Raw genomic sequence first — 18,469 nt, 5'->3', positions numbered from 1 at the left:
AGCGGAATGGGGGCGGAAGGTGGGCGGAATCAGTGCCGAACGGTTGCGGAAAGGGGTGGCGATTGATCAGTTGAGGGTGACATTCACCGACATGCCCGCCAATACGTCGGACGGGGGGTTGTCGATCGTGATGGTGACGTCGTAGTAGGTCGCACCCGGTACCCGGGCCGGATCGAGCAGGATCTGGCTGATCCGGCCGGTGAGCGTCCGACCGTCCGAGGTGAGCCCGAGGGAGGTGGTCCGACCCTCGTGGACGGTGGTCATCTGCGACTCGGGGAGCTGCGCGGTGACCTCCAGCGGGCTGGAGTAGACGGTGATCAGCGCCGAGGTGCCGGGGTTCTCGTCGGCGGTGCCACTGCCTGCCGCCGGGGTGGGCACGAACAGCTGCACGCCCGGCTGCTGGTCGACCAGGGTGCCCGACTGCGCGGCCGGTCCGGAGTAGGCGTGCACGCCGTCCGGGCCGACCAGGTCGCCGGCCGCACCGGCGGTGTCCGCGACCACGCCGTCGGCGGGCGCGAGGATGGTGGTCTGCTGCAGCGCCAGCGCGTCCGCCGCCACCTGGGCCTGGGCGGTGGCGAGTTGGGACCGCGCCTGGGCGAGGGTGGCCGGGGTGAGCGCGCTGCCCTGGGCGTCGATCTGCGCCTGCGCGGCCTGGACCACGGACTGACTCTGGGACAGCGCCGCCTGGTCCTGCTGCACCTGGGACTGGGTGTTGGACTGGAGCCCGCTGAGCTGCGCCTTCGCCTGGGCGAGGTTGGCCGCGTCCCGGTCGATCTGCGACGCGAGGTTCTGGCACAGCGCCGGATCGGGGGTGGCGGCGACCACGGCCGCGGGACCCTTCACCGCCGTGAGAGGAGTCATGATCGGCCCGGCCGGGGTCATCGTCGGTACGGGGGAGGGTGACGGGTGCGGTGGCGGCGCGGCCGGTGGAGTGGTCGGCGGTGTGGTGGGCGGCGTCGGGGAGCTGCCGCAGGACTGCGTGTAGCGGGTCTCGTCGTCGGTCAGCGTGGTCTGGTCCGAGGAGATCGCGGTGGTCTGAGCGGTGATCTGGCTCGCCGTGTCGGTCTGCACCAGCGACAGCGCGCCCTGGGCGCTGCTGGCGTCCGACTGGGCCTTGGCCAGGGCGAGTTGGTCCTGCGCCGCGGTGTTCGGGTCGGTGGCGGGGTGTTCGTCCTCGGCGATCAGGGCGGTGTCGGCGGCGACGGCCGCACGGGCGGCCTGGAGGTTGGCCGCCGCGACGCTGCTCTGCTGGGTGGCCAGCACCTCACCCGCGTGGACGTGGTCGCCGGGCCGGACCAGGAGCGTCTGCACCGACCCGGTGGCAGGGAAGTTGAGGTAGTAGGTGTGGGCGGGGGTGACCTCGCCGCTGAAGCTGATCGACCGGTTGGCGATGGCGTGGTACGTGACCGCGGTGGCCGCGGTGCAGGCGGCGGCTGCCGCCACCGCCGCACCGAGCTGCCACAGCGCCCTGGGCCGGCGGGCGGGGAGGATCTCCCCCACGCCCGCCTCCCCGTCGGCGAGTGCCGCGTTCATGCCCCGGACCGGACGGGACTTCTTGCCGCGCACGTTCTCGTCACCTCCCGGTGCCTGCTGCCGCGTCCGCCGCAGCGGCGGTTGCGGGCTGTTCGCCGCCGGGCAGTTCGCTACCGGGCAGTTCACTGACGAGGTCCTCGGCCGTCGTCATGCCCGCGCGCCAGACCGAGCGGGCGACAATCTTGCTCGGGTCGACGCGGTGGCGGTAGCGGCCGGCGATCTCGCGGCACTCCTCCATCAGGCCCTCGTCGAGCGTGGTCGGGTTGAGGCCGAGGGCGAGGAACTGGTCGTTGCGGACGTTGAGTTCGTTCTCGTCGGCCTCCCGCCGCGGATTGGGCAGGTGCGCGACGGGCACCCCGGTGAGCGAGCTGACCAGCTTGGCCAGGTCGCGGACCCGGTGGCTCTCGGTGATCTGGTTGAAGACCTTCGGCTTGTCGCCCGCAGCGGGCGGGTTCTCCAGGGCGATCTCGATACATCGCACCGTGTCGCGGACGTGGATGAACGCGCGGGTCTGCCCGCCGCTGCCGTGGACGGTGAGCGGGTGCCCGACTGCTGCCTGCATCAGGAAGCGGTTGAGCACCGTGCCGTAGTCGCCGTCGTAGTCGAAGCGGTTGATCAGCCGCTCGTCGCGGGCGGTCTGCGCGGTCTGGGTGCCCCAGACGATGCCCTGGTGCAGGTCGGTGATGCGCAGCTGGTCGTTGGCCGCGTAGAAGGCGAACATCAGCTGGTCGAGCGTCTTGGTGAGGTGGTAGACCGAGCCGGGGCTGGCGGGGTGGAGGATCTCGCGCTCCACCTCGCCGTCGGGGGTGGGGACCTTGACGGTCAGGTAGCCCTCGGGGATCGGCGCGCTGCCGGACCAGCCGTAGCCGTAGACGCCCATGGTGCCCAGGTGGACCAGGGCCGCGTCGGTGCCCGAGTGGACCAGCGCCGAGAGCACGTTGTGGGTGGCCCGGACGTTGTTGTCGATCGTGTAGCGCTTGGACGGGGTCGACCGCATCGAGTACGGCGCCGCCCGCTGTTCGGCGAAGTGGACGATCGCGTCGGGACGCAGCGCCGGCAGCAGCGAGGTGAGGCGCTCGGCCTCGGTCGCCAGGTCGAGCCGGACGAAGCCGATCTCCTTGCCGGAGACCTCCCGCCAGACCCGCAACCGCTCGCCGATCGGCCGGATCGGGGTCAGCGACTCGACCTCCAGCTCCAGGTCGATGGCCCGTCGGCTGAGGTTGTCGACGATGGTGACGTCGTGGCCGCGGTCCGACAGATGGAGCGCTGTCGGCCAGCCGCAGAAACCGTCCCCGCCGAGAATGAGGACATGCATGTGCGCGCACCTCCATGAAATACGGATGGAACACGAACGCAACGCAGAGGGTAAATTCTGGGCGAGGCGCACCCGGCGCTCTCGCCGTTTCGGTACCCGGCCGAGGAAATTACCGCCGCTGCTCGGCCGGCCACGGTGGACGCTGCAGAAAGGCGTCCGGAGGCACGATGACGAGGCGGCCACTTGTACCGGCCAGTACGGACTCTGGCACAAGATCTGTGTCATGTCCAGCGCACAGGATTTTTTGAACGTGCTGGTCATCCTGTCACCACTCATGAAAGAGGCACTGCCTGTAACAAACGGGCTGTGGACCTGCGGTGACGCACTGTCATGCGCGTGGAGTGCCACTTCGACTCCGATCCGGGCCTCATGGTGTGCTCACAGGAAACTCGACACATGATTTTCCGGTGTATCGGAAAAGGCCCGATGATTCACCCTGGCAAAGTAAAGGATCCGGTAAGAACGGCCCTTTCGACGTTGCGTCGGAGCGCAGTTCAAAGGGTTCACTTAGGGCGGCGAAAGGAGGGCCGCCATGGCTCTGAGTGCCGCTTCGGAAGAGAATTCCGAACCGCTCCCGTCCGCAGCACCCCGCGTACCACCCCCTGTGTCGCCCGCCGATCTGCGCACCCTCGCCGAGTCCGCAGCAGCGCTGCTGGAGGACGCCGACGCGGCCGACGTGATCGCCTGGGCCCGCCGCGAGTTCGGCTCCGGGCTGGTCGTCGCCTCGTCCATGGCCGACACCCACCTGGTCCACCTCGCCCAGCGCGTCGTGCCCGGCATCGACGTGCTCTTCCTCGACACCGGCTACCACTTCGCCGAGACCATCGGCACGCGGGACGCCGTCGCCACCGTCTACGACGTCAACGTCGTCACCATGACGCCGCATCAGACCGTCGCCGAGCAGGCGCTGACCTACGGCCCGCACCTGTACCAGCGCGACCCGGACCGCTGCTGCGCGCTGCGCAAGGTCGAGCCGCTGGAACGCGGGCTCGCTCCCTACCGCGCCTGGATCACCGGGATGCGCCGCGAGGACGCCCCCACCCGCGCCGGCATGCGGGTCGTCGAGTACGACAAGGCCCGCAACAAGATCACCGTCGCGCCGCTCGCCCGCTGGACCCAGCAGGACGTGGACGCCTATGTGACCCGCCATCAGGTCCTGGTCAACCCGCTGTTGTACGACGGCTACACCTCCGTCGGCTGCGCCCCCTGCACCCGACGCCCAAGCCCCGGCGCGGACCCGCGCTCGGGCCGCTGGGTCGGATCGTCCAAGACCGAATGCGGGCTGCGCCAGCAGCCGGGAGGGAGTGAACGATGAGGGACCTCGCAGGGGCGGCGCCGCCCGTTGTGGCGCCGTCTGTCCGGCAGAGACCACGCCTGTCCCACCTCGACGTGCTGGAGTCCGAGGCGGCCCACATCATCCGCGAGAGCGCGGCCCAGTTCGAGCGCCCGGCGCTGCTCTTCTCCGGCGGCAAGGACTCCATGGTCATGCTGTACGTGGCGCTCAAGGCCTTCCGGCCCGCGCCGCTGCCGTTCGGGCTGCTGCACGTGGACACCGGCCACAACTTCCCCGAGGTGCTGGAGTTCCGCGACCGCGTCGTCGCCGAGCACCGCCTGCGGCTGACGGTGGCGAAGGTCGAGGACTACCTCGCCGACGGCCGCCTGACCGAGCGCCCCGACGGCACCCGCAACCCGCTGCAGACCGTGCCGCTGCTCGACGCCGTGACAAGGGGCCGGCACGACGCGCTCTTCGGCGGCGGCCGACGCGACGAGGAGAAGGCGCGCGCCAAGGAGCGCGTCTTCTCGGTGCGCGACGAGTTCGGCGCCTGGGATCCGCGCCGTCAGCGCCCCGAGCTGTGGTCGCTCTACAACGGCCGCCACCGCCCCGGCGAGCACCTGCGCGTCTTCCCGCTCTCCAACTGGACCGAGCTGGACGTGTGGCAGTACATCGCCCGGGAGAAGGTCGAGCTGCCGTCGATCTACTACGCCCACGAGCGCGACGTGTTCCAGCGCAACGGCATGTGGCTGACCGCCGGGGAGTGGGGCGGGCCCAAGAGCGGCGAGACCGTCGAGCGGCGGAGCGTGCGCTACCGCACCGTCGGCGACATGTCCTGCACCGGCGCGGTGGAGTCCGACGCCGCCGACCCGGACCAGGTCATCGTCGAGATCGCCGCCTCCCGGCTCACCGAGCGGGGCGAGACCCGCGCCGACGACCAGCTCTCCGAGGCCGCCATGGAGGACCGCAAGCGTGAGGGGTACTTCTGATGACCCTGCCCCCGCTGACCCGCACGCCTGCCCACGACGCGGCGGTGCCGCTCGACCGTGAGAACGCGGACAGCCGCGACAACCCCGACGGGGAGGAGGCCCCGGCGACGCTGCTGCGGCTGGCCACCGCCGGATCCGTCGACGACGGCAAGTCCACTCTGGTCGGCCGCCTGCTCCACGACAGCCACGCGGTGCTGGCCGACCAGCTCGCCGCCGTCGCCCGCGCCTCCCGCCAACGCGGACTGGCCGCCGCCGACCTGGCGCTGCTCACCGACGGCCTGCGCGCCGAACGCGAGCAGGGCATCACCATCGACGTCGCCTACCGCTACTTCGCCACCGCCAGGCGGCGGTTCATCCTCGCCGACACCCCCGGGCACGTGCAGTACACCCGCAACATGGTCACCGGCGCGTCCACCGGCGACCTGGCCGTGGTGCTGGTCGACGCGCGTGGCCGGGTCCGCGAGCAGACGCGTCGTCACCTCGCCGTCGCCGCGCTGCTGCGCGTCCCGCGCCTGGTGCTGGCCGTCAACAAGATGGACCTGGTCGGCCACGCCGAGCCGGTCTTCGCCGCCGTCGCCCTGGAGTGCGCGGGCTACGCCGCCGAACTGGGCGTCCACGACCTGGTCGCGATCCCGGTCAGCGCCCTGAACGGCGACAACGTCGTGCACCCGTCCGCGTCGATGGACTGGTACAGCGGCCCGACGCTGCTCGAACACCTCGAATCGGTGGAACCCCTTGCGGCCGACGAGGACCCGCAGCGCCTGCCGATGCGCTTCCCGGTCCAGTGCGTCGTGCGCGCGCCGGAGTCCGGCCCGCTGCGCGGCTACCGCGGCTACGCCGGTCGCGTGGCCAGCGGCGTGGTGCGGCTCGGCGACCCGGTCGCCGTGCTGCCGTCCGGGCGGACCTCGACCGTCGTCGGGATCGACCGGATGGACCAGGATGACGCCGAACTCGCGGTCGCCGACCAGTCGGTGACGCTGCGTCTGGCCGACGATCTGGACGTGGGACGAGGCGACCTGATCGTCCCGGTCGACTGCGCGCCGCCGGTCGGCCGCGAGTTCACCGCGACCGTCTGCCACCTCGACGCCCGACCGCTGCGCGCGGGGGACCAGCTGTTGCTGCGGCAGCAGACCGCCCTGGTCCGCGCCGTCGTCCGCTCGCTGGACGCCCGCCTCGACCTGACCACGCTCACGGCCCTGCCCGCGCCGAACGAGCTGGAGGCCAACGACATCGGACAGATCACCGTGGCCACGGCCGAGGCACTGCCGCTCGACGAGTACCGCGACAACCGCCGCACCGGCGCTTTCCTGCTGATCGACCCGGCCGATGGCAGCACCCTGACGGCGGGCATGGTCGGCGGCCTCCAGCGGGGAGGGCGACCATGAATCGCCGCCCTTGGCTGCCCGTTCTGCTGCTAGGCCTGCTCGCCCTGCTGTCCGCCACGTTGACGGGCTGCACGCAGGACGCGGCGGCGGCGCCGGGCCCCGCCGGCGGGCTGCGGCTCGGCTACCTCGCCGACATCACCCACGCCACCCCGCTGATCGGCCTGCAGAACGGGATCTACGCCCGCGACCTCGGGGAGACCCAGCTGACCCCGCAGGTCTTCGGGGCCGGCCCGGACGAGATGACCGCCCTGCTCGGCGGCCATCTCGACGCCGCCTACGTCGGCCCCTCCTCCGCGCTCAACGCCTATGTCCGCAGCCACGGCCAGGCGTTGCGCATCGTCGCCGGAGCCACACTCGGCGGCGCCGAACTGGTCGTCCGTCCCGGCATCACCAGTGCGTCCCAGCTGCGCGGCCGGACCCTGGCCACACCGCAGCTCGGCAACACCCAGGACGTGGCACTGCGTTACTGGCTGCTCCAGCAGGGCTTCCATACCGACCCGAGCGGCAGCGGCGACGTCGCCGTCGTCCCGGAGAGCAACGCCACCACGCTGGAGCAGTTCCGTGCCGGCCGGATCGACGGGGCGTGGCTGCCCGAGCCGTGGGCCTCGCGGATGCTCCTCGAAGGCGGCGGGCACGTCCTGGTCGACGAGCGGTCGCTGTGGCCCGGCGGCCGGTTCGCCACCACCGACCTGGTCGTCGCGACCTCGTTCCTGAACGCCCATCCGCAGACGGTCACCGCGCTGCTGACCGCCCAACTGGACACCCAGGCCTGGATCACCGCCCACCCGGCGCAGGCACGGACCGATGTCGGCAAGGCGCTCACCGCGGCCACCGGCGCCACCCTGCAACCGGCCGAACTCGCCCGATCCTGGGCCGCGTTGACCCTCAGCGACGACCCGGTCGTCGGCGACCTGCCCGCGTTGGCGGCGCACGCCGCAGCCGTCGGGCTGAGCTCGCCGGACAGCGCGGGCAGCGGCGGCAGCGACGGTGTCTCCGTGACCGGCATCTACGCGCTCGGCCCGCTCGACAAGCTCCTCGCCGCGCGCGGTCTGCCGACACCCGCGCCTTCCTGAGTCTCCGTCAGTTCCACTTCCCATGCGCCGGAAGGACCTTTCGTGAGCACCCCGTTCAAGACCGCGCCGCCCAGACCCGCGCCGTCTGCGACACCACCGTCCACGACACCACCGACCGCGCCGCCCGCCGTGCGGCTGACCGGCGTCGGCAAGACCTTCGGCCGTCCCGGCGCGACGTCCGCGCCGGTGCTGGAGGACATCGACCTGACCGTGCCGTCCGGCGGCTTCACCTGCGTCATCGGGGCGTCGGGCTGCGGCAAGTCGACGCTGCTGCACCTGATCGCGCAACTCGCCGAGCCCAGCAGCGGGACGGTCGACGTGGCCGGCGGGCATGCGGCGCTGATGTTCCAGGAGTCGGCGCTCTTTCCGTGGCTCACGGCCGGGCGCAACGTCGAACTCGCGCTGCGCCTGCGCGGCCTGCGCGGGCGCGCCGAGCGCCGGGCCGAGGCGGAGCGGCTGCTCGCGCTGGTCCGCCTGGACGGTGCGCACGCCCGCCCCGTGCACGAGCTGTCCGGCGGCATGCGCCAACGGGTGGCGCTGGCGCGGGCCTTGGCACAGCAGAGCAGTGTGCTGCTGATGGACGAGCCCTTCGCCGCACTCGACGCGATCACCCGGGACGTGCTCCACGAGGAGCTGGTCCGGATCTGGCAGCAGACCGGCTGCGCGGTCGTCTTCGTCACCCACAACGTCCGCGAGGCAGTCCGGCTGGGACGCGAGGTGGTGCTGCTCTCCTCCCGCCCCGGCCGGATCACCGGACGCTGGACCGTCCCGGTCCCGCAGCCGCGCCGGATCGAGGACGCCGAGGTCGCCGGCCTCGCCGCCGCGATCACCGACCACCTGCGCCAGGAGATCAGCCGCCATGGCCGTGCCTGACACCACTCCTGACACCACTCCTGACGTAGCGTCTGGTACGGCACCCGACGCTGTGCCGACCACGGCGCCCGACAACGTCCTCGGCGACACCGTCCTTCGCGACACCGGCCTGGTCGAGGCCGGCCTGGACGCGCTGGAGGCACAACTCCGGCCGCGCCGAGGCGGGTTGACCGTGCTGCGGGACCGCGTCCTGCCGCCCGTGCTCGGCCTCGCGCTGGTCCTCGGCGCGTGGCAGCTACTGTGGGCGGCGGCGGTCGAGCCGGACTGGGTGCTGCCGAGCCCCGTCGAGGTCGGCCAGAGCCTGCTGGGCGCGGCGGGCCAGGGGGAGGTCTGGCCGAGCATCGGGCAGAGCGTGCTGCGCGGCGTGCTCGGCTTCGCCGTGTCTGTGGTCATCGGCACCGTGCTCGGCCTGCTGGTCGGGCGGATCCGGCCGGTGCGGCTGGCGGTCGGGCCGGTGCTGGCGGGACTGCAGAACCTGCCCTCGGTGGCGTGGGTGCCGCCCGCGATCATGTTCTTCGGCGTCACCCCGGCCGCGCTCTACAGCGTGGTGCTGCTCGGCGCGATCCCGTCCATCGCGCTCGGACTGGTCTCCGGACTGGACCAGGTGCCGCCGCTCTTCCTGCTGGTCGGCCGCAACCTCGGCGCGCGGCGTCTCACCTCGGTCCGGCACGTGCTGCTGCCCGCCGCGTTGGCGGGCTACGTCGGCGGCCTCAAGCAGGGCTGGGCCTTCGCCTGGCGCTCGCTGATGGCGGCCGAGATCATCGCCGTCTCTCCCGCCCTCGGCCCCGGCCTGGGCCGTCTCCTGAAACAGGCTCAGGACGCGGGGGACATGCGCCTCGCCTTCTGCGCCATCGCGCTGATCCTGGTCGTCGGCATCGTCGTCAACCTGCTCGTCTTCGCCCCGCTCGAACGCCGCGTGCTCCGCGCCCGAGGCCTCGCCGCCAACGGTCGCTGAGCCGCAGAAAAGGAAAGGAACAGTTGGCCGATGCCGAGCACCACAGGTCGCGACACCCTGGCCGCGCTCGTCCTGGAGGCGCTGCTCCTGCTGCTGGTCACCCGATGGCCGCTGGCGCGGCGCTTCGACGACAGCGACCGCGGCAGCGGCCGGATCGTCGAACTCCCCTCCGTCCGGCGGCCGTCCGTCCCGCGCGTCATCGCCTTCCTGGTGGTCGGCGCGGCGGTCAGCACGGCCATCATCGCGCTGCGACACCCGCAACTGCTCCAGGCCTACGACTCACTGGTCGCCGACACGCTCACCGCGACCGCACGCGACCCGCACCAGGCCCTCGTCTACGCACAGACGCTCCCGCCGCTGCTGCCCGCCGCCGTCGTCGGATACCTGCTGACGATGGCCGTCGTGCTGCCCGCCAGCCTCGGGCGCAGGCTGATGATCCTGGCGCACGCGCCGCTCTTCGTCGCGCTGTCCGTGCTCGCCGAGTGCTTCACCGCGCTGCTCGGCGCGACGACCGGCATGCCGCTCGCGCCCGCGCCGCTGATCGGCCTGGCGCTCCAGTCGACCCTCGGCTATCTGCTGATCTTCCGGCTCACCTTCACCACCTACTCGCTGCCCGCGATATCCCCGCTGCGTTCGCGTCGACGCGGTCAGGACTGGCACGACAACATCGTGTTCGGGTTCTGCTTGTTCGCCTCGCTCAGCGCGGTCACCGCACTCGCGCTGGTGCTGATCGAGCACGTCGGCAACCATCCGCTGACCGTGTTCCTGATCCTCGCCAGCCTGCGCACCGGCGTCACCGACGTCGCGTACGGGCTGCTCGCGCTGGTGCGCGCCATCGGCGGACGCAGGCCGCGGCCGGGGACGGAGCGGCCCGCGCTCGACGTCATCATCCCCGCGTACAACGAGGCCGCCGGGATCGAACGGCTGCTGCGCTCCATCGACCGCGCGGCGGGGGAGTACGGCGGACCGGTACACGTCGTGCTCTGCGACGACGGCTCCACGGACGACACCCGCGCGCTGGCCCAGGCCGCCGTCGCGGCCTGGCGGTACGCGACCGGCGAGGTGATCCAGGGCCAGCACGGCGGCAAGGCCAAGGCGCTGAACCTGGCGCTGGCCCGCTGCACGGCGGAGTTCGTCTTCCGCGTCGACGCCGACTGCGCGCTGGACCCGGGCTCCTTCGCGGGCGCCATCCCGCACTTCCTGGCCGACCCGCGCGTCGGCACGGTCGGCGTGCTGCCGCTGCCCAAGGAGCCGTACGGCACCTGGATCGACCGGATGCGCGCCATGGAGCAGCTGTTCACCTACGGCTTCTGCCTCTCCGCGCTCAGCGAGGTCGACGCCGTGCCGTGCATCCCCGGCACCTTCTGCGCCTTCCGGCGCGAGCCGGCGGTCGAGCTGGGCGGCTTCGTGCACGGCATGTTCGGCGAGGACGCCGAGTTCACCTGCGCGCTCGCGAGGATGGGGTGGCGCGCGGTGGTGGCCCCGCAGACCATCTCCTACGAGGACGTGCCGGCCAGCGTCGGCCAGCTGCGGGTGCAGCGGTTCCGATGGGGACTGGGCGGGATGATGAACTTCAGCCGGTTCACCCCGTTCGGGCAGGGCGCGCCCGGACCGCGCTTCTGGTTCGAACTGCCGCGCAGCGCGGGCACCCGGCTGACCTCACCGGTGCACTTCTTCGTATTGATCCTGGCGATCGTCTACGGCGTGCTCCAGCCGCAGCCGCAGCACAACATCGCCCGGTTCCTGGTGGTGTTCGTGCTGGCCCAGATCCCCGCGTTGCTGCCCCGGATCGCGGCGATCATCCACTACCGCCGCACCCACCTGCTGCTGTGGCTGCCGCTCTGGCTGCCGTTCACGTTCCTCAAGCGCGTCTTCCAGCTGGAGTCCACCCTGGCCTGCGGCACCCGGCGCGTCCGCCTTCCTCTGGCGCTCCGTCAACTTCGGCGCGACCCAGGCACGGTGAGGGCGACGGTGGCGGGAGCGGCAGCGGACAAGTGAGAGCATCGGGGCACTGGTCCGCGTGCAGTCAAGAACCACTGATGCACCAGGAATCTCGATCCACCGGAGGACTCCACCGTATGAAGCTCACCACGGTTGCCGGACTGGCCGCCCGCTGCCGACCGCTCCTGGCCGCGGCCCTGCTGCTGGCCGTCACGGCCGGCTGCAGCTCCGGCCACGGCAGCAAGGGCGCGACCGGGACGCCGCCGCCGAGCGCCCTGCCGACGAGCACGGCCCCCGCCACCGGCGGCGGAAGCGGCGGCGCGCTGTCCTGGATCGTCAGCGGCCAGACGCTCTCGCGCATGGTCGCCGTGGACGGCACCTCCGCAGCGAAGGCGTTCGACACCCCCACCACCTACGTGCTCACCGAAGCCAAGCACTGGGACGTACCCGCCGGGTGGACCAGCACACCCACCGCCGACTTCACCAGCTACAGCGCCCTGCGCACCGCGCTGCGCCGCCACACCCTCGACCCGCGCATCCGCGCCGTGCTCTACGACAACGAGCACTGGTCGCTGACCCCGGCCGTCGAGCAGTCGAACCCGGTCCACTACGACCAGCTGGCCGCGCAGCTCGCGCACGACGACCACCTGCTCTTCCTCGCCTCCCCGGCCACCGACCTCGCCACCGTGCTGGCGCCCGACGCGACCGGCGGCAGCTTCGACGCGATGCTCGCCAGCGGCCTGTTCGGGCAGATCGCGCCCTCCACGGACGTGCTCGACATCCAGAGCCAGGGCGCCGAACCGTCGCCCGCACGGTTCGCCTCCTACGTCCGCGCCGCCGCCGCGCAGGCGCGGGCCGCCAACCCGCACATCCAGGTCCTGGCCGGGATCAGCACCAACCCGTCCGGCCAGTCCGTGACCGCAGCCGGGATCGAGCTCGCCGCCCGGTCGGTCCGCTCCTCCGTCGACGGCTACTGGCTCAACGACCCCGCCGCCGGAACCGCCTGCCCCCGGTGCAACGGTCCGCTCCCGCAGACCGCCCTCACCGTCGCGACCAACCTCGCCGGGGCGGCGCCGACTTCATGACACCGCGTCACCATCAAGGGAAGGACCCGCCATGACCGACACCTCACCTGATCGTGATCAGCACGCTGAACCCCTGAACAGCCCACCCCTCACCCGCCGTCGCAGCCTCACCCTCGGCGCGGTCGGCGCGGGTCTCGGGCTCGTCGGCTTACGCGCCACACCCGCTTCAGCAGCCACACCCGCCTCAGCGGCCACACCCGCTTCAGCGGCCACGTCCGCCGGGACCTCCGCGACGTCCGCCGGGACCGCGACGTCCACCGTGTTCGACGTGACCACGTACGGCGCGCGCGGTGACGGGCATACCGACGACACCGCCGCGATCCAGAAGGCGCTCACCGCGGCCGGCGCCGTCGCCGGCTCGGAGGTCTACTTCCCTCCCGCGCCGGGCGGTTGCTACCGGACCAGCGGCGTCACCGTTCCCGGCGGCGTCGCCACGCTGTCCGGTTCCAGCGTGCTGCAGGACTCCAACGCGCCCACCGTCGCCAAGCTGACCGGCTCCGTGCTCGCGCCGCTGACCGCGACCACCGCCGCACTGCTCACCGTCGGCGTCTCCGGCAAGGGGAGCGTCGTCAACACCAACCCGCACGGACTGACCGTCGACGGGCTCGGCTTCCTGGGCACTGCGCCCGGCGGCGGGGCGGTGGTCGGAATGTGGGGTGCGACGGTCGTCGACACCTCCGACGTCACCTTCACCAACTGCCGTGACCTGTACTGCGGCTCGCCCGCCTTCAGCGGCTATCCCCAGGGCGGTGACCCGGACGGCACCGGGGGGTTCGTGCGGTTCCTGTCGTCCGGGACGGACAACTTCTTCGCCGTCAACGGCCGCGTCCTGTCCTGCTCCTCCTACGGCGCGGGCACCTTCGTGCTGGCCGACGGCCTGTCCACCACGTACGCGGGCGGCGGCAGCACCGACGGCAGGGTCACCGGCTGCCAGATCAACGGCCACAACCACGGCGTCCAGCTGGGCCCGGCCGTGGCGGGCGCGGGCGGGTGGTCGATCACCGACTGCCACTTCTCCTCGGCCGAGGGATCCAGCCACATCGCCTACGGCTTCGCCGGCACCCCGTGGACGCTGCGCGTCGAGGGCTGCTACCTCGACCTGATCGCGGTGGTCCACATCGACTGCCGGGGACGCGGGCTCCAGGCGGTCGGCAACTACTTCCGCGCGCTCGGCGGCCTGACCGCCGTCTCCTTCGGCAGCGGGCTCGCGACCGACGGGCGCGACCCTGGCGCGCTGCTGACCGGCAACGTCCTGGACCTGAACGGCTCGACCACCACGGCCTGTTTCGCGCACTTCCTCGGCTTCACCGCCGCCACGATGGCCGCCCACGGCGGTGGCCAGTACAGCGGCAACCTGGTGCACAACCACGGCGCGGCGATGCCGAAGAGCTGGATCGGCCCGTTCATGGACAACGCCAAGAAGCCGGTCGCCAAGACGGCCACCGCCCAGCTCGAACTGACCCCGGGGCCGGTGCTCTCCGCCTGAGTCGGGCTCGTCCGTACTCCGGACGGTGGTGCCGAGCTCCGCCGTCCGGACCCGGTCAAGATCGTGATATTTCGGGCGTCTAGTCTGGCCCGATGCGCTTTGCCTTCTCCGTCCGTGCGTCTGTCCTGAGCCGTATGCCTGTCCGGCCGCCGCTCGTCCGCCGTGCCAAGCTCCCCGTCTCCCCGGAGATGGCCCGCCTCAAGGCGCGCGCCGAGCACCTGCGCGGCGAGATCTTCTACCACCGCCCGGCCCGTACCCAGCACCTGCGCTGGGAGCTCGCCGGACTGGAGCGCCGGATCCAGGAGATGGAGGCGTCGGCCCGCGTCATGGCCGGCACGCCCCGCTAGCGTGCGTCCCCCGGCGGGGCGGAGGCCGGGGCCGGAGGCCAGGCGTCGGGTGCGAGGACGCCCTTGACGTAGGCGCGGGCGATCAGCGCTGTGCGGTTCGACACGCCCCAGCGGCGGGACAGCCGGGTGAGGTGGTAGTTCACCCCGTCCGCCGTCAGGCCCACCTCGGTGGCGATCCGGGCGCTGGTCAGGCCGGTCGCGGCCAGCGCGAGGATCCGCGCCTCCATCGCGTTGGCCTCGGCGATCCCGGCGCGCTTGGCCGGTCCGGGCGGAGCCGGGTCGTCGTAGGCGCGGAGGAAGAGCAGCAGGTTGGGCGTGGACTCCGGCGTGTCGCGGATCAGGTCGATCGTCAGCTCGCCGTGCCGCTCCGCGCCGGAGCCGCTGGTCCAGGTGACGTCGATCGGATAGCGCGCGCTCCGGCGCAGGCGCAGGGCCTGGATGATGCGGTCGAACCGCTCCGCGCCGGTGGGCTGGAACAGCTCCGTGGCGTTGCGGCCGACCAGGCGGCCCGGGAGGGTGCCCCACTCGACGGCCATCATCGGGTTGACCGCGTGGATCCACCCGTGCGCGTCGCAGAAGGCGAGCGGCAGCGGCACCCGGTCGAAGAGGACCGCGGTGCGATTGCGCCAGAGGACCGCCGTCTCGGTGTCCGGAGCGTTGCGGCGGTGCTTGTCCGCGAGGTCCGGCTGCTGCCCGGGGTCGTGCACGGTCGGCTCCCGTCGGTCGGCGTGTTGCGGGCTGTGGCGTGGCGCACGCCACACGGCGATCGGCAGGGCAAGATCGCCAGGGATGAATCCACTACAAGAAACTGTAGTCCCCCCGCGTCCGGGCAGCCGTGGGCCGCGCAACAGTGGAGGTGATCCGCAGCTGGGGCGAAAGCCCTGAATTCCCCGACCTCGGAGGGAAGTTCACCTTATGACCACAACCCGGCCCGTCCAGTCGGAACCGAGCGGCGCCTTCGGCGGCGTACCCGTCATCGACGTGTCCGAGACCGGACCCGGCGCGGTGCCGCTGCTCCGGATGATGGAGCTGGCCCGGCGTCACGGCCCCGCCTACGTCCGCCGCCTGCACGGCCGGGACGTGCTCCTGGTCACCGGCCTCGACCTGGTCACCGAACTCGCCGACGAGCAGCGGTTCGCCAAGGCGGTCGGCCCGGCGCTGGAGAACGTGCGCGCGTTCACCGGCGACGGCCTCTTCACCGCCTACAACGACGAGCCGAACTGGGCCCGCGCGCACGACATCCTGATGCCCGCCTTCGCCCTCGGCTCGATGCGCACGTACCACCCGGTGATGCTCCGGGTCGCGCAGCGCCTCATCGACTCCTGGGACCGCCACGCCACCGCCGGCACCCCGGTGGAGGTGGCCGAGGACACGACGCGGATGACGCTGGACACCATCGGCCTGGCCGGATTCGGCTTCGACTTCGACTCGTTCGGCCGCACCGAGCCGCACCCCTTCGTCAGCGCGATGGTGCGCTCGCTTGACTGGGCGATGCACCGCCTGGCCCGCGTCCCCGGTGTCGACTACAGCGAGGCCGACGAGGCGCTGCGGGTGGACGCCGCCTATCTGGCCGAGGTCGTCGACGAGGTCATCGCCGCCCGCCGGGGCGGTGCGGCAGCCCAGGAGGACCTGCTCTCCCTGATGCTGGACGCGGTCCACCCGGTCGACGGCACCACGCTGGACCTGGAGAACGTCCGCAACCAGGTGATCACCTTCCTGATCGCCGGGCACGAGACCACCTCCGGCACGCTCGCCTTCGCGCTCTACCACCTGGCCAAGAACCCCGTCGCGCTGCGGCTCGTCCAGCGCGAGGTGGACGAACTGTGGGGCGACCAGGCCGACCCGGAGCCGACCTTCGAGGACGTCGGCCGTCTGCGGATGACCCGTCAGGTCCTGCACGAGACACTGCGGCTGTGGCCCGCGGCTCCCGGCTTCGGGCGGCAGGCACGCGAGGACACGCTCCTCGGCGGCCGGATCCCGCTGCGGGCCGGGGAGCCCGTCCAGGTGATCACGCCGATGCTGCACCGCGACCCCGTCTGGGGCGACAACCCGGAGTCCTTCGACCCGTTCCGGTTCACCCCCGAGGCGGAGGCGGCGCGCTCCCCGCACGCGTTCAAGCCCTTCGGCACCGGCGAACGCGCCTGCATCGGGCGGCAGTTCGCGCTGCACGAGGCGACCATGCTGCTCGCCATGCTGGTCCACCGGTACCGGCTGGTCGACCACGCCGACTACCGGCTGACGATCAAGCAGAGCCTGACCATCAAGCCGCACGACTTCACCCTCACCCTCCTGCCGCGCACCCCGGCCGACCGCGCGCTGGTCCGCGCGGCGCTGCCGAGCGGTACCGGTGCGCGCGGTGCCGGTGCGCGCAGCGGCGGGTCGGAATCGGCCCGCAGTGGTGAGTCGGCGTCCGCGACCCGGGTGACCCGCGTGCGTCAGGGCACCGGCGTGCTGCTGCTGCACGGCTCCAACTACGGCACCTGCCGCGACTTCGCCGCCCGCCTCGGCGACGCGGCGGCCGAACTGGGCTGCGACGCCTCGGTGGCACCCCTCGACACCTACGCCGGCGGCCTGCCGACCGACCGGCCGGTGATCGTCTGCACCGCCTCCTACAACGGCCGTCCCACCGACGACGCGGCCGAGTTCGTCCAGTGGCTGGAGACGGCCGGGCCCGGCGCCGCCGACTCCGTCCGCTACGCCGTGCTCGGCGTCGGCGACCGCAACTGGTCCGCGACCTACCAGCGCATCCCGACCCTGGTCGACGACCGGCTCGCGGCCCTCGGCGCCACCCGGATCCTGCCGCGCGCCGAGGCCGACGCCTCCGCCGACCTGTCCGGCGCGGTCGAGGAGTTCACCGAGGCGCTGCGCGTCGCCCTGCTGGACCAGTACGGCGACCCGGACAGCGTCGGCGGCGAGGCCGCCACCGGCGCTTCCGAGGCCGACTACACCGTCACCGAGATCAGCGGCGGCCCGCTCGACGCGCTCGCCGCACGCCACGGCATGACGGCGATGACCGTCACCGCCGCCGAGCACCTGAGCCGCGCCGACTACCCGCGCGTCAAGCGCCTGGTCCGGCTGGCGCTGCCGGAGGGCGTCGACTACCGCACGGGCGACCACCTCTCCGTGCTCCCCGCCAACGCCCCCGCCCTCGTCGCCCGCGCCGCACAGCTGATGCGCGCGGATCTCGACACCGTGCTGACCATCGTGCCGAACCGGCAGCGTCGCGACGGCCTCGCTGTCGACCGGCCGCTGACGGTCCGGGAGCTGCTGACCCAACACGTCGAGCTCCAGGACCGCCCGACGGCACGCCAGCTGGCCCGGCTCGCCGAGCTCAACCCGTGCCCGCCCGAGCAGGTCACGCTGCGCGCCCTCGCCGCCGACGCCCAGCGGGACGCGCAGGCGGGCGCTCAGAGCGACACACAGCCGGACCCGCGCACCCTGCTGGACGTCGTCGAGGACCACCCGGCGCTGCGCGAGGTGCTGACCTGGCCGCTGTGGCTGGAGCTGCTGCCCGCGCGACGCCCCCGCCACTACTCGATCTCCTCCTCGCCCGCCCGCGACCCGCGGCACGCGGACCTGATGGTCTCCCTGCTCGAAGCCCCGGCCCGCTCGGGACGCGGCCTCCACCGGGGCACGGGCTCCGGATACCTCAACTCCGTCCGCCCGGGGGACACCGTCCTCGCCCGGATCCAGCCCTGCCGCGAGGCCTTCCGGATCGACCACGACGCGCCGGCCCCGGTCATCATGGTCGCCGCCGGTACCGGACTGGCCCCCTTCCGCGGCGCGATCGCCGACCGCCACGCGCGCCTCGCCGCCGGGGCCGAACTCGCTCAGGCGCTCTGCTACTTCGGCTGCGACGCCCCGGACGCCGACTTCCTGCACGCCGCGGAGCTCGCGGTGGCGGAGCAGGCGGGCGCGGTCTCGATGCGCCCGGCGTTCAGCGCAGCCCCGGTCGACGGCCGCCGCTTCGTCCAGGACCGCATCAGCGCCGAGGCGGACGAGGTCTGGGAGCTGCTGAAGTCGGGCGCCTCGGTCTACGTGTGCGGCGACGGCGCCCGCATGGCTCCGGGCGTACGCGCGGCCTTCCAGGCCATCCACCGCGAACAGGTCAGTGGCGCGACCGCCGAGGACGCCGAAGCCTGGCTCCAGCAACTGATCGCCGACGGCCGCTACGTCGAGGACGTCTACGGCGGCTGAGCACGGCCGACCACGGC

14 protein-coding genes are annotated in these 18,469 nt (G+C 72.5%); 11 read left to right on the top strand and 3 right to left on the bottom strand.

Going from position 1 to position 18,469, the window contains the following annotated elements; genetic code table 11:
* Positions 1-66: 66 nt before the first annotated feature.
* Positions 67-1,566 carry an efflux RND transporter periplasmic adaptor subunit gene (locus I2501_RS37230; protein ID WP_196198521.1) on the bottom strand — a complete coding sequence of 500 codons (1,500 nt, stop codon included), beginning with the start codon at positions 1,564-1,566 and terminating at the stop codon, positions 67-69.
* A gap of 7 nt (positions 1,567-1,573) precedes the next feature.
* On the bottom strand, positions 1,574-2,848 hold the full coding sequence (locus I2501_RS37225) for an NAD-dependent epimerase/dehydratase family protein (protein WP_196198520.1): 1,275 nt from the start codon (positions 2,846-2,848) through the stop codon (positions 1,574-1,576).
* Between the two features lie 604 nt (positions 2,849-3,452).
* Between I2501_RS37225 and I2501_RS37220 the strand changes: the two genes are divergently transcribed.
* The 10 genes from I2501_RS37220 (at position 3,453) to I2501_RS37175 (ending at position 14,255) form a co-directional block, all read left to right on the top strand.
* Positions 3,453-4,163, top strand: coding sequence for a phosphoadenylyl-sulfate reductase (locus tag I2501_RS37220; RefSeq protein WP_328806868.1), 711 nt, complete (start codon positions 3,453-3,455; stop codon positions 4,161-4,163).
* The gene (gene cysD / locus I2501_RS37215; protein WP_196198518.1) at positions 4,160-5,110 is read left to right on the top strand and encodes a sulfate adenylyltransferase subunit CysD; all 951 of its coding nucleotides are present in this window, start codon (positions 4,160-4,162) and stop codon (positions 5,108-5,110) included. The genes I2501_RS37220 and cysD overlap by 4 nt, the downstream gene beginning before the upstream one ends.
* Positions 5,110-6,495, top strand: coding sequence for a sulfate adenylyltransferase subunit 1 (locus I2501_RS37210; protein ID WP_196198517.1), 1,386 nt, complete (start codon positions 5,110-5,112; stop codon positions 6,493-6,495). Before cysD ends, I2501_RS37210 begins: the two co-directional genes overlap by 1 nt.
* Entirely contained in the window at positions 6,492-7,568 is a 1,077-nt protein-coding gene (locus I2501_RS37205) for an ABC transporter substrate-binding protein (protein ID WP_196198516.1), read from the top strand. The genes I2501_RS37210 and I2501_RS37205 overlap by 4 nt, the downstream gene beginning before the upstream one ends.
* Before the next feature lie 42 nt (positions 7,569-7,610).
* Complete coding sequence (locus tag I2501_RS37200) at positions 7,611-8,441, top strand: ABC transporter ATP-binding protein (protein ID WP_196198515.1); 831 nt, start codon at positions 7,611-7,613, stop codon at positions 8,439-8,441.
* Complete coding sequence (locus I2501_RS37195; protein WP_196198514.1) at positions 8,428-9,396, top strand: ABC transporter permease; 969 nt, start codon at positions 8,428-8,430, stop codon at positions 9,394-9,396. The genes I2501_RS37200 and I2501_RS37195 overlap by 14 nt, the downstream gene beginning before the upstream one ends.
* 30 nt (positions 9,397-9,426) lie before the next feature.
* Positions 9,427-11,394, top strand: coding sequence for a glycosyltransferase (locus I2501_RS37190; RefSeq protein ID WP_196198513.1), 1,968 nt, complete (start codon positions 9,427-9,429; stop codon positions 11,392-11,394).
* Positions 11,395-11,474: 80 nt separating this feature from the next.
* Positions 11,475-12,422, top strand: a complete 948-nt coding sequence (locus I2501_RS37185) for a hypothetical protein (protein ID WP_196198512.1) — start codon at positions 11,475-11,477, stop codon at positions 12,420-12,422.
* Between the two features lie 268 nt (positions 12,423-12,690).
* Positions 12,691-13,908 carry a glycosyl hydrolase family 28-related protein gene (locus tag I2501_RS37180; RefSeq protein ID WP_196198511.1) on the top strand — a complete coding sequence of 406 codons (1,218 nt, stop codon included), beginning with the start codon at positions 12,691-12,693 and terminating at the stop codon, positions 13,906-13,908.
* Between the two features lie 134 nt (positions 13,909-14,042).
* On the top strand, positions 14,043-14,255 hold the full coding sequence (locus I2501_RS37175; RefSeq protein WP_196198510.1) for a hypothetical protein: 213 nt from the start codon (positions 14,043-14,045) through the stop codon (positions 14,253-14,255).
* Here the strand turns inward: I2501_RS37175 and I2501_RS37170 are convergent.
* Positions 14,252-14,962 carry a helix-turn-helix transcriptional regulator gene (locus I2501_RS37170; RefSeq protein WP_196198509.1) on the bottom strand — a complete coding sequence of 237 codons (711 nt, stop codon included), beginning with the start codon at positions 14,960-14,962 and terminating at the stop codon, positions 14,252-14,254. The genes I2501_RS37175 and I2501_RS37170 overlap by 4 nt on opposite strands.
* 208 nt (positions 14,963-15,170) lie before the next feature.
* On the opposite strand from I2501_RS37170, the gene I2501_RS37165 reads away from it, so the two are divergent.
* Positions 15,171-18,452, top strand: a complete 3,282-nt coding sequence (locus I2501_RS37165) for a bifunctional cytochrome P450/NADPH--P450 reductase (RefSeq protein ID WP_196198508.1) — start codon at positions 15,171-15,173, stop codon at positions 18,450-18,452.
* Positions 18,453-18,469: the final 17 nt, after the last annotated feature.

The sequence above is a fragment of the Streptacidiphilus fuscans genome (assembly GCF_015690355.1).
Lineage (GTDB): Bacteria > Actinomycetota > Actinomycetes > Streptomycetales > Streptomycetaceae > Streptacidiphilus > Streptacidiphilus fuscans.
The sequence above is the reverse complement of the archived record's forward strand: the minus strand, read 5'-3'. Positions and strand labels throughout refer to the sequence as shown.

Bases quoted from the DNA above. Each gene is read 5' to 3' on its own strand.
- I2501_RS37225 (WP_196198520.1), bottom strand. From the start codon at position 2,848: ATGCATGTCCTCATTCTCGGCGGGGACGGTTTCTGCGGCTGGCCGACA.
- cysD (WP_196198518.1), top strand. From the start codon at position 4,160: ATGAGGGACCTCGCAGGGGCGGCGCCGCCCGTTGTGGCGCCGTCTGTC.
- I2501_RS37210 (WP_196198517.1), top strand. From the start codon at position 5,110: ATGACCCTGCCCCCGCTGACCCGCACGCCTGCCCACGACGCGGCGGTG.
- I2501_RS37205 (WP_196198516.1), top strand. From the start codon at position 6,492: ATGAATCGCCGCCCTTGGCTGCCCGTTCTGCTGCTAGGCCTGCTCGCC.
- I2501_RS37195 (WP_196198514.1), top strand. From the start codon at position 8,428: ATGGCCGTGCCTGACACCACTCCTGACACCACTCCTGACGTAGCGTCT.
- I2501_RS37190 (WP_196198513.1), top strand. From the start codon at position 9,427: ATGCCGAGCACCACAGGTCGCGACACCCTGGCCGCGCTCGTCCTGGAG.
- I2501_RS37185 (WP_196198512.1), top strand. From the start codon at position 11,475: ATGAAGCTCACCACGGTTGCCGGACTGGCCGCCCGCTGCCGACCGCTC.
- I2501_RS37175 (WP_196198510.1), top strand. From the start codon at position 14,043: ATGCCTGTCCGGCCGCCGCTCGTCCGCCGTGCCAAGCTCCCCGTCTCC.
- I2501_RS37165 (WP_196198508.1), top strand. From the start codon at position 15,171: ATGACCACAACCCGGCCCGTCCAGTCGGAACCGAGCGGCGCCTTCGGC.